8 protein-coding genes are annotated in these 13,594 nt (G+C 73.6%); all 8 read left to right on the top strand.

What is annotated here, in order from left to right:
- The first annotated feature begins 11 nt into the window (after window positions 1–11).
- Genes IEX37_RS07745 through IEX37_RS07710 form a run of 8 tightly spaced genes read left to right on the top strand, consistent with a single transcriptional unit; the run spans window position 12 to window position 13,524 of the window.
- Window positions 12–983 (top strand): AAA family ATPase, encoded by a 972-nt coding sequence (locus IEX37_RS07745; protein ID WP_188755694.1) that lies wholly within the window; start codon window positions 12–14, stop codon window positions 981–983.
- On the top strand, window positions 980–2,194 hold the full coding sequence (locus IEX37_RS07740; protein WP_188755693.1) for a DUF58 domain-containing protein: 1,215 nt from the start codon (window positions 980–982) through the stop codon (window positions 2,192–2,194). Before IEX37_RS07745 ends, IEX37_RS07740 begins: the two co-directional genes overlap by 4 nt.
- A 32-nt stretch (window positions 2,195–2,226) precedes the next feature.
- Window positions 2,227–4,500 (top strand): transglutaminase-like domain-containing protein, encoded by a 2,274-nt coding sequence (locus IEX37_RS07735; RefSeq protein ID WP_188755692.1) that lies wholly within the window; start codon window positions 2,227–2,229, stop codon window positions 4,498–4,500.
- The gene (locus tag IEX37_RS07730) at window positions 4,497–5,309 is read left to right on the top strand and encodes a PP2C family protein-serine/threonine phosphatase (RefSeq protein WP_188755691.1); all 813 of its coding nucleotides are present in this window, start codon (window positions 4,497–4,499) and stop codon (window positions 5,307–5,309) included. Before IEX37_RS07735 ends, IEX37_RS07730 begins: the two co-directional genes overlap by 4 nt.
- Window positions 5,296–6,798, top strand: a complete 1,503-nt coding sequence (locus IEX37_RS07725; protein WP_188755690.1) for an FHA domain-containing protein — start codon at window positions 5,296–5,298, stop codon at window positions 6,796–6,798. Before IEX37_RS07730 ends, IEX37_RS07725 begins: the two co-directional genes overlap by 14 nt.
- Window positions 6,795–8,372 carry a serine/threonine-protein kinase gene (locus IEX37_RS07720; RefSeq protein ID WP_188755689.1) on the top strand — a complete coding sequence of 526 codons (1,578 nt, stop codon included), beginning with the start codon at window positions 6,795–6,797 and terminating at the stop codon, window positions 8,370–8,372. Before IEX37_RS07725 ends, IEX37_RS07720 begins: the two co-directional genes overlap by 4 nt.
- Window positions 8,369–9,103 (top strand): FHA domain-containing protein, encoded by a 735-nt coding sequence (locus IEX37_RS07715; RefSeq protein WP_188755688.1) that lies wholly within the window; start codon window positions 8,369–8,371, stop codon window positions 9,101–9,103. The genes IEX37_RS07720 and IEX37_RS07715 overlap by 4 nt, the downstream gene beginning before the upstream one ends.
- Complete coding sequence (locus tag IEX37_RS07710; RefSeq protein WP_188755687.1) at window positions 9,100–13,524, top strand: type VII secretion EssC family protein; 4,425 nt, start codon at window positions 9,100–9,102, stop codon at window positions 13,522–13,524. Before IEX37_RS07715 ends, IEX37_RS07710 begins: the two co-directional genes overlap by 4 nt.
- Window positions 13,525–13,594: the final 70 nt, after the last annotated feature.

Raw genomic sequence — 13,594 nt, 5'->3', positions numbered from 1 at the left:
AAGGAACGATAATGACACTCACGCAAGAGCAGGCGACGTGGTTCGCCGACACGTTCCAGCGACTGGTCGACAACGTCGGCCTGGCGGTGCTGGGCAAGCCGGGGGCGATCCGCCTGGTGCTCACGGCGCTGCTGGCCGAGGGCCACGTGTTGCTCGAGGACGCGCCCGGCACGGGCAAGACGCAGCTCGCGAAAGCGCTCGCCGCGACCGTGCAGGGCACGAACCAGCGCATCCAGTTCACGCCCGATCTGCTGCCGTCAGACGTGACGGGCATCACGATCTACGACCAGCAGGCGCACCGGTTCGAGTTCCACCGCGGTCCGATCTTCGCGTCCATCGTGCTGGCCGACGAGATCAACCGCGCCTCGCCCAAGACGCAGTCGGCGCTGCTGGAGGTGATGGAGGAGGGGCGCGTGACGGTGGACGGCACCTCGCACGAGGTGGGACGGCCCTTCATGGTCATCGCCACGCAGAACCCGATCGAGCAGGCCGGCACCTACAAGCTGCCCGAGGCGCAGCTCGACCGGTTCCTGATCAAGACGAGCATCGGCTACCCGGACCTGCAGGCGGCCGAGGCGATCCTGCTCGGTGACTCGCGCAATCGCGCCGGCGCGCTGTCGCCGGTCATCACGACGTCGGCGGTCGCGGAGATCGCCGAGCTGCTCACGTCCGTGCACGTGGATCCGTCGATCGCGCGCTATGCGGCGCAGCTCGCGGAGGAGACGCGCAGCGACGCGCACACCCGGCTCGGGGTGTCGGTGCGCGGCATGGTCGCCATGATGCGGGCGGCGAAGGTGTGGGCGGCCACGGAGGGGCGCACGTTCGTGCTTCCGGATGACATCAAGGCGCTCGCGCTGTCCGTGTGGGGGCACCGCATCGTGATGGACCCGGAGGCGGAGTTCACGGGCGTCACCGCGACGGCCGTGGTCTCGCGCGTGCTGGCGGACGTGGCCGCCCCGCAGGTCAAGGCCCTCGTCGGATGAGCCGTACCGCCCCTGCCGCACGTCGCGCCCCCGTGACGCCCCGGCACGTCCTCGCGGCGGCGGAGCGGGCGCTGCGCATCGGGTCGCGGCTGGGGTGGGCGGTGGTGGCGGTGGCGGTCGTCGCCGCGGTGGTGGCCGGGGCGCTCGGTTGGGCGGAGTTCCTCGCGATCGCGGTCACCGGAGGCGCGGCGATCGTGCTCGCGGTGGCGTTCGTGATCGGCCGGGCCGTCTACCGCGTCGACGTGGACCTCGCCTCCGCCCGGGTTGTGGTGGGAGAGCAGGCCGTCGGCCGGCTGCGCGTGCGCAACATCGCCCGCCGGGCTTCGCCGGCCACCCGCATCGAGCTGCCGGTCGGCAGGGGCACCGCCCACTTCCGGGTGTCGCGGCTCGCGCCCGACCAGGAGCAGGAGGAGCTCTTCACGATCCCCACCGCCCGCCGCGCCGTGCTGACGGTCGGACCCGTCACGTCGGTGCGGACCGACCCGCTCGGCCTGCTGCGCCGCGAGGTCACGTGGACACGGCCGCGTGACCTTTACGTGCACCCGCGGACCGTCGCGCTCGCCAACGACACGATCGGCCTGCTGCGCGATCTCGAGGGGCTCGAGACGCGCGAGCTCGCGAACGACGACGTCTCGTTCCACGCGCTGCGCGAGTACGCGCCCGGCGATGATCTGCGGCACGTGCACTGGAAGTCGACCGCGCGCACGCAGACGATGATGATCCGTCAGTTCGAGCAGACACGTCGTTCGCACCTCGTCGTCGCGCTGTCGACGTCTGCGGCGGAGTACGCCGGAGAGGACGAGTTCGAGCTCGCGGTCTCGGCGACGGGATCGATCGGGGTCGGGGCGCTGCGGGACGGCACGACGCTGTCGATGCTCGCGGCTGGGGCGGAGCTGCCGTCGCCGACACGCTCCCGCCTGCTCGACGGCCTCTCCGGCATCGAGCAGTCCGGCGCGGGGATCGACGCGGTCGCCCGGTCGGTCGCGACCCTGGCCGCGACGGCGTCCGTCGTCGTGCTCGTGACCGGCTCGGGGGCGAGCTTGGCAGACGTCCGCGGCGCCGCGCTCCGTGTGCCGCCCACGGCGCGCACGGTCTGCGTCCGGGCCGCGGACGGCGGTGAGCTGCGCCGCCGCATGATCGGCGACGTCGTGACCGTGGACGTTCCCGAGCTGTCGGCTCTGCGGGCGGCCATGAGGGCGGTGGCGTCGTGACCGTGGTGAGAGCGGCAGGCAACGCGGCCGCCATGGCTGTGCTGGTCGGCCTGGGCCTCAGTCCTCTGTACGCCGCATATCAGAGCGCCGACTTCTGGGTCGCCGGGATCGGCGGCACCATGTTGGGCACCGCGATCGCGCTGGTCGCGTGGCGGGTCCGGGCGCACCCGCTCACCACGGCTGTCCTGGTCGTCGCGGCGTACTTCGCCTTCGGCGGGGCGCTGGCGCTCCGGTCCGCTTCCCCGCTCGGCTTCGTGCCCACCCTCGAGGTCCTCGCGGCCCTCGCGGTCGGCGCCGTGCACGTATGGAAGCAGGCGCTCACGCTGCCCGACCCGCTCGTGGGCTTCGAGCAGCTCACGATCGCCCCTTTCGCGCTCGGGCTCGTGGGATCGGCGGTCGCGGTCAGCCTCGCGGTGCGCCTGCGCTCCTCCGGCTGGGCGTTGATGACTCCGGGGGCGGTGCTGGCGATCGGTGTCGCGTTCAGCACGTACCTCGGTTTCGTCCCGTCGGCCGTCGGGGCGGCATTCGCGGCCGTGGCGCTCGCGTGGGCCGCCTGGCGCGCCCGCGCGCGGCGGGCGGGCTCCGTTGCCGGACCGGAGACCGGGGCGGTCGACTCCGCACGTGGCCGCGGGCTGAGGGCGGGCGCGATCGCGGCGGCCGGCGTCGTCATCGCCTCGTGCATTGTCGGGGGTGTCACCGCGGCGGCGGCTGGCGGCGCCCTGACGCGGGACGTCCTGCGCGATCGCATCGTGCCGCCGCTGGAGCTGCACGACTTCGCGACACCGTTGACCTCCTTCCGCCGCATGGTCACGCAGGGCGAGGAGGCGAGACTCTTCACCGTCACCGGAGTGCCGGCGGGCACCCGCATCCGCCTGGCCACGCTCGACGCGTACGACGGCACGGTGTACCTCGTCTCCGGCAGCGGGGGAGCGGGATCCGGTGTCTTCTCCCGGGTCGGGCGGCAGATCGACAACGACGTCGCGGGAGAGTCCGTCCGCGCGACCGTCGAGGTGCACGACCTGGAGGGCGTATGGGCTCCCACCGTGGGATACCTCGATGCGATCAGGTTCGAGGGTGGAGGCGCGGCCACACGCGCCGAGGCACTGCACTACAACCGGGCGTCGGGGACCGCGGTGGTGACCACCGGGCTGACGCCGGGCGAGACGTACGTGCTCGACGCCGTGATCCCCGACACCCCGTCCGAGGAGCAGCTCGCGACCGCGGAGCTGGCCGCCGTCCGCACGCCGACGCCCGACCTCGTTCCAGACGGGGTGCTGCTCGCGCTCGATGAGGCGACCACGGATGCGGGCACGCCGATCGAGCAGGTGCGCGCGGTGGAGGCGTATCTGCAGACGAACGGGTTCTTCAGCCACGGCCTCGAAGGACAGGTGGCGTCCCGCTCGGGGCACACGGTCAGCAGGCTCGACGACCTGCTGCGGGGCACCCAGATGATCGGCGACGACGAGCAGTACGCCACGGCGATGGCTCTCATGGTCGCGCAGCTGGGCATCCCGGTGCGGGTCGTGATGGGTTTCATCCCCTCGGCGGAAGCCGGTGAGGGTCCGGTGACGGTGACCGGCGAGGACGCGCACGTGTGGGTGGAGGTGCCGTTCCGGGATCTCGGGTGGGTGCCGTTCTGGCCCACTCCGGCCGAGGACAAGGTGCCCCAGGAACAGACTCCCGAGCAGCGGCAGAAGCCGCGCGTGCAGGTCGCGCAGCCGCCGGATGTGCCGCAGGAGCCCGCCGAGCTGCCGCCCCCTCCGCCCGTGGAGGAGGCCGTGGACGACGAGACGCCTCCGGAGGAGGAATGGCTCTGGTTCGCGCTCAGCATCGCGGGGGCGTCGCTGCTGATCCTGCTGATCCTCCTGGGGCCGTCGATCGCGCTCGGGATCGTGCGCGGCGTCCGTCGCCGCCGCCGGCGGTCCGCGGAACGTCTGGCGGATCGCGTGCACGGGGGATGGGCCGAGCTGCTGGACGAAGCGTCGGACGTCGGAGCGGCCGTCCCGGTCGGCGCGACGCGGCGGGAGCAGGCGCTGGCGCTGGACGCGCAGCACCCGATCGCGCGGGTCGCGGAACTCGCCGCGCGCGCCGACGTGGCCGTGTTCGGTGCGCACGAGCCCACCGCGGAAGAGGTCGAGCGCTACTGGGCCGATGTCGCGACCGCCCGGCGGGGGCTGCGGTCCGGCGTTCCCTGGCATCGGCGCCTGCGCGCCCGCCTGTTTCCCGCGTCCGTGCTGCGCGGCATGCGGCGTCCCGCACGGCGGCCCGCTCGAGCGGAACTGCCTCGGCGGGGAGGAGCAGCATGAGTGAACAGGTGGTGCTCTCGTGGGGAGCCGGGACCGACCGCGGCCTTCGGCGCGCGACGAATCAGGACGCCTACCTGGCCGAGCCGCCGGTGTTCCTTGTCGCCGACGGCATGGGCGGGCACGACGGGGGCGCCGAGGCCAGCCGCGCCGCGATCGACGGCTTCCGGCCGCTCATCGGGCGACGCGCCGTCACGGTAGCGGATGTGGAGGCCGCGTTCGCGAGTGCGCTCGGCGCCGTCGAGGCCGTCGGCGTTGAAGGGCTCGCGGCGGGAACGACACTCGCCGGGGCGGCGATCTGCGAGGAGGCCGGCGCGACGTACTGGCTCATCCTCAACGTGGGCGACTCACGGACCTATCGGCTCGTCGACGGCGTCCTCGAGCAGGTGAGTGTGGACCACTCGGCCGTGCAGGCGCTCGTTGAGCGCGGCGAGATCGATGCGGCAGCGGCGGCGCGGCACCCGCACCGCAACGTCGTCACACGGGCGCTGGGCGCCGGCTCCTCCGCCGTCCCCGACTACTGGCTGCTGCCCGCGGAGGCGGGAGACCGGATCCTCGTGTGCTCGGACGGGCTGACGAAGGACCTCGCAGACGCCCGGATCGAGGAGATCCTGCGTGCGGAGTCGTCGGCGCAGGCGGCGGCGACGCGCCTCGTGCACGAGGCGCTGCTGCACGGCGGGCACGACAACGTCACGGCGGTCGTGGCCGACCTGCACGCGCTGGCGGACGCCGACGAGCATCCGACGAGCCCGGCCGACGCGGACACGGTGCCGCGCGCACCGGAGGAAGGGGAGCGAGTTGCTCAGCTATAGCACCGGCGACTGGCTGGTCGTCGCGACGCCGCGAGGCGTGGCGCTGCTGGCCGCGGACGTCCCCGCGCCGACGGGCGCCGCGGTCTGGGAGGGCATGGCCTCGGGCGACGCGATCGCCGCCGCGATCGAGGGTCTGGTGGGCGAGTTCGGCACGAGCCTGACGGCCCTCCCGGCGTTCGCGGTGCTGTCCTACGACGAGGAGGGCCGCCCCGGCCGGCTGGTCGTGCGCGGACCCGTCCATGCGCGCACGACGGACCGCGACGGCGGCACGGAGCAGATCTCGGGCCTCGGCGTGACCACATGGAACGAGCGCTCGCTCGACAGCGCCGTGGCCGTGGAGCTGTCGGTGGTGTCGGGAGCGGAGACGCTGCCGCTGCGCGACGGCGTCGTGCGCGGCGGTGCGGTCCGGTGGGCCGCCGCCGACGCTCCCGCCTCCGCGGCGAGCGCGTCCCCGGCCGCTCCTGCCGCGGTGCCGCCCTCGGCCGCGGTGCCGCCTCCGGGTCCGGAGGGCGAGCAGGCCGGTATCGCGCAGCCCGAGACCCCGCCGCTCCCACCCCTGCCGCCCCTGCCCGCGGCGCCCGTCGCTGGCGTGCCCGCCGTTGCCGTCCCGTCCCCGCCCGTTCCGCCCGCGCCCGTCCCGTCCGTGGCAGTCCCGCCCGTGCCCCATCCCTCCGTGTCCGATCCCTCCGTGTCCGATCCCTCCGTGCCCGCGGACGCGGCACGCGCGACGCCGGTGCCGGACGAGCCCGCGGGGTCCGCGCCCGGCGCGCCGTCCGGGGCGCACGACACGCGCGTGCCCGACCCGGGCAACACTCTGGCGAGTCCGGACATCGCCGATCCGGAGGGCGACGCCGGGTACGACGACTTCGTGTTCGGCGAGACCCGGATGTCGTCGGTCGAGGACGCGGCGGTGCGCGTGCTCGGCGATGAGGGCGACGGCCTGCCGCCGGTCTCGGCGGGCGCCGTGCCGCGCCCGGGAAGCAGCGAGACCGGACCGGCGGTCGCGATGCCACCGGCCGGCGGCGACCACGACGGAGAGACGATCTCGGCCGAGCAGCTTGCGGCACTGCAGGCGCGGCTCGCGGGAGGGGAGTTCGGGCAGCACCCCGCCCCGGCCGTCCCGCCGCTGCCCGTCGCCGAGGCGCCACGGGCGGTCCCGACGCTGGTGCTGTCCACGGGCGAGCGCATCGCGCTGGACCGCGGCGCGATCGTCGGACGGAGACCGCGCGCCGTCCGGGCCAACGGGGCCCTCCCGCATCTGGTGACCGTGCCGAGCCCCAACCAGGACATCTCCCGCAGCCACGTGGAGATCCGCGTCGAGGGGCGGGACGTGATGGTCGTCGACCTCAACACGATGAACGGCACGCGGCTGCTGCGCGTGGGGGCCGAGCCCGTGCGGCTGCACCCGGGCGTGAGCACGCTCGTCGTGCGCGGCGATCGTCTCGACATCGGCGAGGACGTCATCCTGTCCTTCGAGGCGCTGCTATGAGCGGGCGCACCATCTCCCCGCCCCCGAGCATTCCGGGCCTCGACCATGTCCGGCCGCTGGGGAAGGGCGGGTTCGCGGACGTCTACCTCTACCAGCAGCAGCACCCCCGCCGGGAGGTGGCGGTGAAGGCGCTGCTGAAGGAGCGGCTGGACAGCTCGACGGTCGGACGGTTCGCGGAGGAAGCGAACCTGATGGCGATGCTGGCGAGCCATCCCTCGATCGTGTCGATCTACGGGGCCGGCGTCGCGGACGACGGACGCCCCTACCTCGTGATGGAGTACTGCTCGCGGCCGAACCTGCAGGTGCGGCACCAGCGGGAGCGGTTCTCGGAGGCCGAGACGCTGCGCATCGGTGTGCAGATCGCCGGCGCGGTCGAGACAGCCCACCGGGCGGGCGTGCTGCACCGCGACATCAAGCCGGCGAACATCCTCGTCACCGCGTACGGCACCCCCGCGCTGACGGATTTCGGCATCTCCGCCACGACGGCGGGCGAGCAGAGCGGGCTCAGCGTCCCCTGGGCCCCGCCCGAGGCGTTCCGCGACCCGCCCCAGGGCGATGAGACCTCGGACGTGTACTCGCTGGCCGCGACGCTCTACACGCTGCTGACCAATCGCACCCCGTTCCACATCCCCGGCGCGTCGAACACCGAGTTCGACATCATGTCGCGCATCCAGACCATGGCGCTGCCGCCCACCGGCCGCTCGGACGTGTCGCCGTCGCTGGAGGCGGTGCTGCGGCGCGCGATGACGAAGGCGCCGGCGGAACGGTACGCGAGTGCGATGGAGTTCGCGCGCGCGCTCCAGCGGGTGCAGATCGAGCTCGGCATGCAGGAGACACGGATCGATGTCGTCGAGGACGAGCTGGCGCTGGCCGAGGAGGAGGACGACGACGACGGCCGCACCCGCTTCCGTGCGATCACGAGCATCGACGCCCAGCCTGCGCCCGCCCCCGCCGCGCCTCCCGCTCGCGCTGTGCTGCCCGCATCCTCGGACGCCGCCGCGGCGTCCGGCCTCGACCAGACACAGCGGCGCCCCTCCGCCCGGGTGCCCGTCGCGGGGCCCGTGGCGCCCGAGCCGCCGACGGCTGCCGACACGCTGCTGCGCAGCCCCGCGCGGGAGCCCGACGCGGCTCCGGAGCTCGCGCCCGCGACGCCGCGGGGGCGCCGCTGGGTCGCCTGGGCGAGCGGCATCGCCGTCGGTGTCGTGGCGATCGGCGTCGGGGCGGCGGTGATCCTGGCCCCCCAGGGGGTCGGCGAGGTCACGGCGCCCATCGACCGGCCGGCCGCGCCCGTGGACCCGATCGGCGACACGGAGCTGCCTCCGCAGATCACCGGGCTCGCGGGGCAGCCGGAGGGCGGGGAGGTCGCCTTCACCTGGAGCAATCCCGATCCGCGCGAGGGTGACACGTACCTGTGGCGCCCGGTCGTCGCCGGAGAGTCCCACACGTTCGAAGAGACCGCGGAGCCGACCGCGGTCGTCGCAGCGGACGCCTCGGGACGGGCCTGCATCGAGGTGGTGCTGCGCCGCGCGAACGGAACCTCCGCCCCCGAGGGCGTCGAAGGGTGCGCGCCATGACGGCGATCGCGGCGGCGCAGGGGCCGCGCGACGCGGCGGACGAGCCGGTGCAGGTGGAGTACTGCGGCGAGTCGTTCGGTGTCGCGCCGGACGACCGGTTCACGATCGGCCGCGACGCCGATCTGTCGATCGACGACAACCCGTTCCTGCACCGACGCCTCCTGGAAGTGAGCCGCTTCGAAGGACTGTGGCTGCTCAGCAACGTCGGCAGCCGCCTGGCGGTCACCGTGAGCGACGGAGGCGGACGGCTGCAGTCCTGGCTCGCACCCGGCGCCCGCCTCCCGCTCGTCTTCGGGCGCACCACCGTCGTCTTCACCGCCGGCCCCACGACGTACGAGCTGTCGATCCACGTCGCAGAGCCGCTGTTCACGGAGACCTCCTCCTCGCCGGCGGATGGGGTCACGACCGTCGGCGAAGTCACGCTGATCCACTCCCAGAGGCTCATGATCCTCGCCCTGGCCGAGCCGATGCTGCAGCGCGAGGGCAGCGGCATGGGCGAGATCCCGACCAGCGCGCAGGCGGCGGCCCGGCTCGGATGGGGGATCACCCGGTTCAACCGCAAGCTCGACAACGTCTGCGACAAGCTCGACCGCATCGGCGTCCGCGGTCTGCGCGGCGGGCTGCGGGCCCACGCCACCAACCGCCGGATCCGGCTGGTGGAGTACGCGATCGCCGCGCGGATCGTGACGCGCGACGACCTGCCGCTTCTGGATGAGGGAGGCGACCCGTGAGGATCAAGCTGACGCTGCGACGCGCCGAACGGCCCGTCGATCTCGTCGTCACGGCGGACGCGACTGCCACGGTGGGTGACGTCGCACGTGCGCTGCACGACGCGGACCCGCTCTCGAGCGCGCCGACGGGCGAGGCACTGACGCTGACGGTGTCCGACGCGGGCGCCGGTCCCGCAGCGGCCCGCGTGCTCGACCCGGCCACGACGCTCGCCGAATCCGGGCTGCTGTCCGGAGCGAGTGTGGCCCTGTCGCGGAGCGTCAGCCACATCGCTCGCGGCAGCCGGCCCGCAGTGGCCCAGCTGCGCGTGACCTCCGGGCCCGACGCGGGCCGCGAGTTCGCTCTCCCCGCCGGGGCGACCGTGATCGGTCGGGATCACGACGCCGACGTGCGCCTGTCGGACCCCATGGTGTCCAAGCGCCACGCACGGCTGAACGTCGCCGAGACGATCGAGATCATCGACCTCAACTCCGCCAACGGCGTCATCGTGGGAGGCGACCTCGTCGGGCGGGCGCCGTTGTCGGCCAGCGACATCGTCGTGCTGGGCGACACGTCCCTGTGCGTGGTCCCGCTGCAGCAGCCGCCGCAGAGCGCGAGCACTCCGCAGATCGAGCACGTGCGCTCCCCGCGCGTCGTGCCGCACTACCCCGGCGTCGAGATCCTCGCCCCCACACCGCCGCGCGTGCCGCAGCGGCAGCGGTTCCCGCTGGTGGCGCTGCTGGCGCCGCTCGTGATGGGCGCCGTGCTCTGGGCGCTCATGCAGCAGCTGGTCGGCGTCGTGATGATGGCGATGAGCCCGCTGCTGCTCATCGCCGGCTTCGTGGATCAGGGGCTGACCAGCCGCCGTGAGCTGAAGGCGCAGCGCAAGGTCTTCGCCGAGTCGATGCTGCGCACTCAGGAGTCGCTCGAGAAGGCACGCGACGAGGAGCGGCGCGCGCGGCTCGCCGAGCTGCCGACCTGCGCCGAGCTGCAGGAAGACGCACGACGGCTGGGGTCGCTGCTGTGGACCGAACGACCGGAGCTGCCGGCCTTCCTGGCTCTCAACCTCGGCAACGGCACCGTCGCCTCGCGCAACGAGCTCGTCCTGCCCGCGACCCAGGACACCCTGCCCGAGTACTGGGAGCAGCTCACGGGACTGCAGCAGGCCTACGCGTCGATCGACCGCGTGCCGGTCGTCGTCGAGCTGCGTAGCGTCGGCTCGCTCGGCGTAGCCGGCCCCGCCGCGGCGGCCTGGTCCGTGGCCCGTTCGGCCGTGTTCCAGGTCGCCGCACGGCACTCTCCCGCCGAGGTCGTGCTCGCGGGCATCGTCGGGCCGACGGCCCGGGACGAGTGGGAGTGGCTGAAGTGGCTCCCCCACACCAGCTCGCCGCACAGCCCGCTCGATGCGGCGCACCTCGCCGACAGCCGCGGCGCGGCATCGACCCTTTTGGCGCAGATCGAGGGGCTCATCGACGCCCGGCTCGACGGCGCGCCCGCACCCCGGGGTCCGTTCGACACCCGGTCGAACGAGGACACCCCGGATCCCGTCGTCCCCTCGGTCGTCCTGGTCGTCGACAGCGCGACCGTGGCGGATCGGGCCCGCCTGACGCGTGTGGCCGAGCGAGGACCGGACGCGGGCGTCCACGTGATCTGGTGCGCCCCCCGCGTCGAACAGTTGCCGGGCGCCTGCCGCGCGTTCGTGCTCGCCGACGCCCCCGCGGCGGACGGCGTCGTGGGTCAGGTCCGGCAGGGCGCCAGGACGGCTCCGGTCGCCCTGGAGACGCTCGACGCGGCTACCGCCGAACGACTGGCGCGCCACCTGGCTCCGGTCGTGGACGCGGGGGTGCCCGTCGCTGACGACTCCGACCTGCCCCGCTCCGTGTCCTACCCCTCGCTCGCGGGGCTCGAACTGCTCGAGTCGGCCGAGAGCGTCCTGGAACGGTGGCGTCAGAACAACTCGCTCGCGCCCCGCGACGGGTCCCCGCGTCCGCGTCGCAAGGCGGGAAACCTGCGCGCCGTGGTGGGACACGCGGGAACGGAGCCGTTCACGCTCGACCTGCGCTCGGACGGTCCGCACGCGCTCGTGGGCGGGACCACCGGGTCGGGCAAGTCGGAGTTCCTGCAGTCCTGGGTGCTGGGCATGGCGGCCGCCCACAGCCCCGAGCGCGTCACGTTCCTGTTCGTCGACTACAAGGGCGGCGCGGCGTTCGCCGATTGCGTGGACCTGCCGCACAGCGTCGGCCTGGTCACCGACCTCTCGCCGCATCTCGTGCGCCGCGCCCTCACGTCGCTGCGCGCCGAACTGCGCCACCGTGAGCACCTGCTGAACCAGAAGGGCGCCAAGGATCTCATCACGCTCGAGAAGACGGGGGACCCCGACTGCCCCCCGAGCCTCGTGATCGTCGTCGACGAGTTCGCCGCGCTTGTGCAGGAGGTGCCCGAGTTCGTCGACGGCGTCGTCGACGTCGCGCAGCGGGGGCGCTCCCTGGGCCTGCACCTCGTGCTCGCGACGCAGCGCCCCGCGGGAGTCATCCGCGAGAACCTGCGCGCCAACACCAACCTGCGGATCGCGCTGAGGATGGCCGACGAGGACGACTCCACGGACATCCTCGGCGACCGGATGGCGGCCTACTTCGACTCGTCGGTGCCCGGGCGGGGAGCCGCCAAGCGCGGGCCCGGGCGGATCACATCGTTCCAGACCGGCTACGTCGGAGGCCGCACGACCGGTGAGCCGCCCAAGCCGCGGATCGACATCGCCGAACTCGACTTCGGCGGGCACGCGGCGTGGGAGATCCCCCAGGTGGAGTCGCATGAGGATGCCGACACGGGGCCGAGCGACATCGAGCGGATCGTGTCGACGGTGCGCCGCGCGGCCGGCGACGCGCAGGTCGACGCCCCCCGCAGACCATGGCTCGAGTCCCTCGCGCCCATCTACAACCTGCGCCGGCTTCCGAACCCGCGCACGGACGAGCGTCTGCCGCTCGGAGTGCTCGACGAGCCCGAGCGGCAGGAGCAGCCGACCGCGTTTTACGAGCCCGATCGGGACGGCAACCTGGCCATCTTCGGCACGGGCGGATCCGGCAAGAGCACGGCGCTGCGCTCCCTCGTGGTGGCGGCTGCGGCGACGACCCGCAACGGCGGGCCTACGCACGTCTACGGGCTCGACTTCAGCTCCCGCGGGCTGGCGATGCTGGACGGGCTCCCGCACGTCGGGGCGGTGGTCGCGGGCGACGATGAGGAGCGCGTGATCCGGACCATCCGTATGCTGCGTGACATCGTCGACGAGCGCGCCGTCCGCTACGCCGCCGTGCGGGCCGGCTCGATCGGCGAGTACCGCACGCTGGCGAACGCGCCGGACGAGCCGCGGATCCTGTTGCTCGTGGACGGGATCGGGGCGTTCAAGGAGCAGTACGAGTTCGGCCCGGCCAACCTCTCGCCGTGGTTCACCGCGTTCGCGCAGATCGCGGCGGACGGTCGGCCGCGCGGCGTCCACGTCGTCGTGACCGCGGACCGCCCGAACGCGCTACCCACCTCGATCGCCTCGACTGTCCAGCGCCGGATCGTGCTGCGCATGGCGCACGAGGACGAGTATCTGATGCTCGGTGTCCCGAAGGATGTCCTGGGCCCCGCATCGCCCCCGGGTCGCGGTGTGCTCGACGACAACGAACTGCAGATCGCGATCCTCGGTGAATCGGGGAACGTGGCCGTACAGGCCCGCGAGCTGCAGCAGCTGGGCGCGTCGCTCGAGCGGCGCGGCATCGTCCGCCCGGCACCCGTCCGCCGCCTGCCGGAGCGGGTCGGCCTCGCGGAGCTGCCGGTCGGGGCACCGGGGGCGCCGGTGGTCGGGCTCGACGACGTCACGCTGGGGGCGGCCGTCCTGCGCGCTCGCGGGACACTGCTCGTGGCGGGCCCGCCCCAGAGCGGGCGCACCACGGCGCTCGCCACGATCGCCGGCGCTCTCGAGCGGAGCGACCCGGAGACGCGGCTGGTCCTGCTCGCGGCGCGCCGCTCCACGCTCTCGCGGCTACGGTGGCACGCGGTCGCGGAGGGTCCTGGCGCCGCGCTCGTGCTCGCACAGGAGCTCACCGGCCGGATCGAGGCGGGCGAGGGCGGACGGTACGCGATCCTGATCGACGGCCTCGCCGACTTCTCCGCCACCGAGGCCGAGACCGACCTCGACCGGCTTGTCCGCACAGCGGCCCGGGAGGAGCACTTCGTCGTCGCGGAGAGCGAGACGTCGACGTGGGCGCAGGCCTACCTGCTCTCGCAGCCGTTCCGCGCGGGACGCAGCGGCATCCTGCTTGCTCCCGGCGAGCTGGATGGCGACACGCTGCTGGGCACGCCGCTCGGACGGTTGCGGCGTGCCGACTTCCCGCCGGGACGCGGGTTCCTCATCGGTGGCGGCCGCGCTGTGAAAGCGCAACTGGCGGTGGCGGAATGGTGAGGGAAATGCGAAGCACCGGAAACGTGCGCGCCCGATGGAGATTCATCCCCATCGACGTTAGGCCGGGGGC

The organism is Microbacterium album, from assembly GCF_014643695.1.
GTDB classification, from domain to species: Bacteria; Actinomycetota; Actinomycetes; order Actinomycetales; family Microbacteriaceae; genus Microbacterium; species Microbacterium album.
The sequence above is the reverse complement of the archived record's forward strand: the minus strand, read 5'-3'. Positions and strand labels throughout refer to the sequence as shown.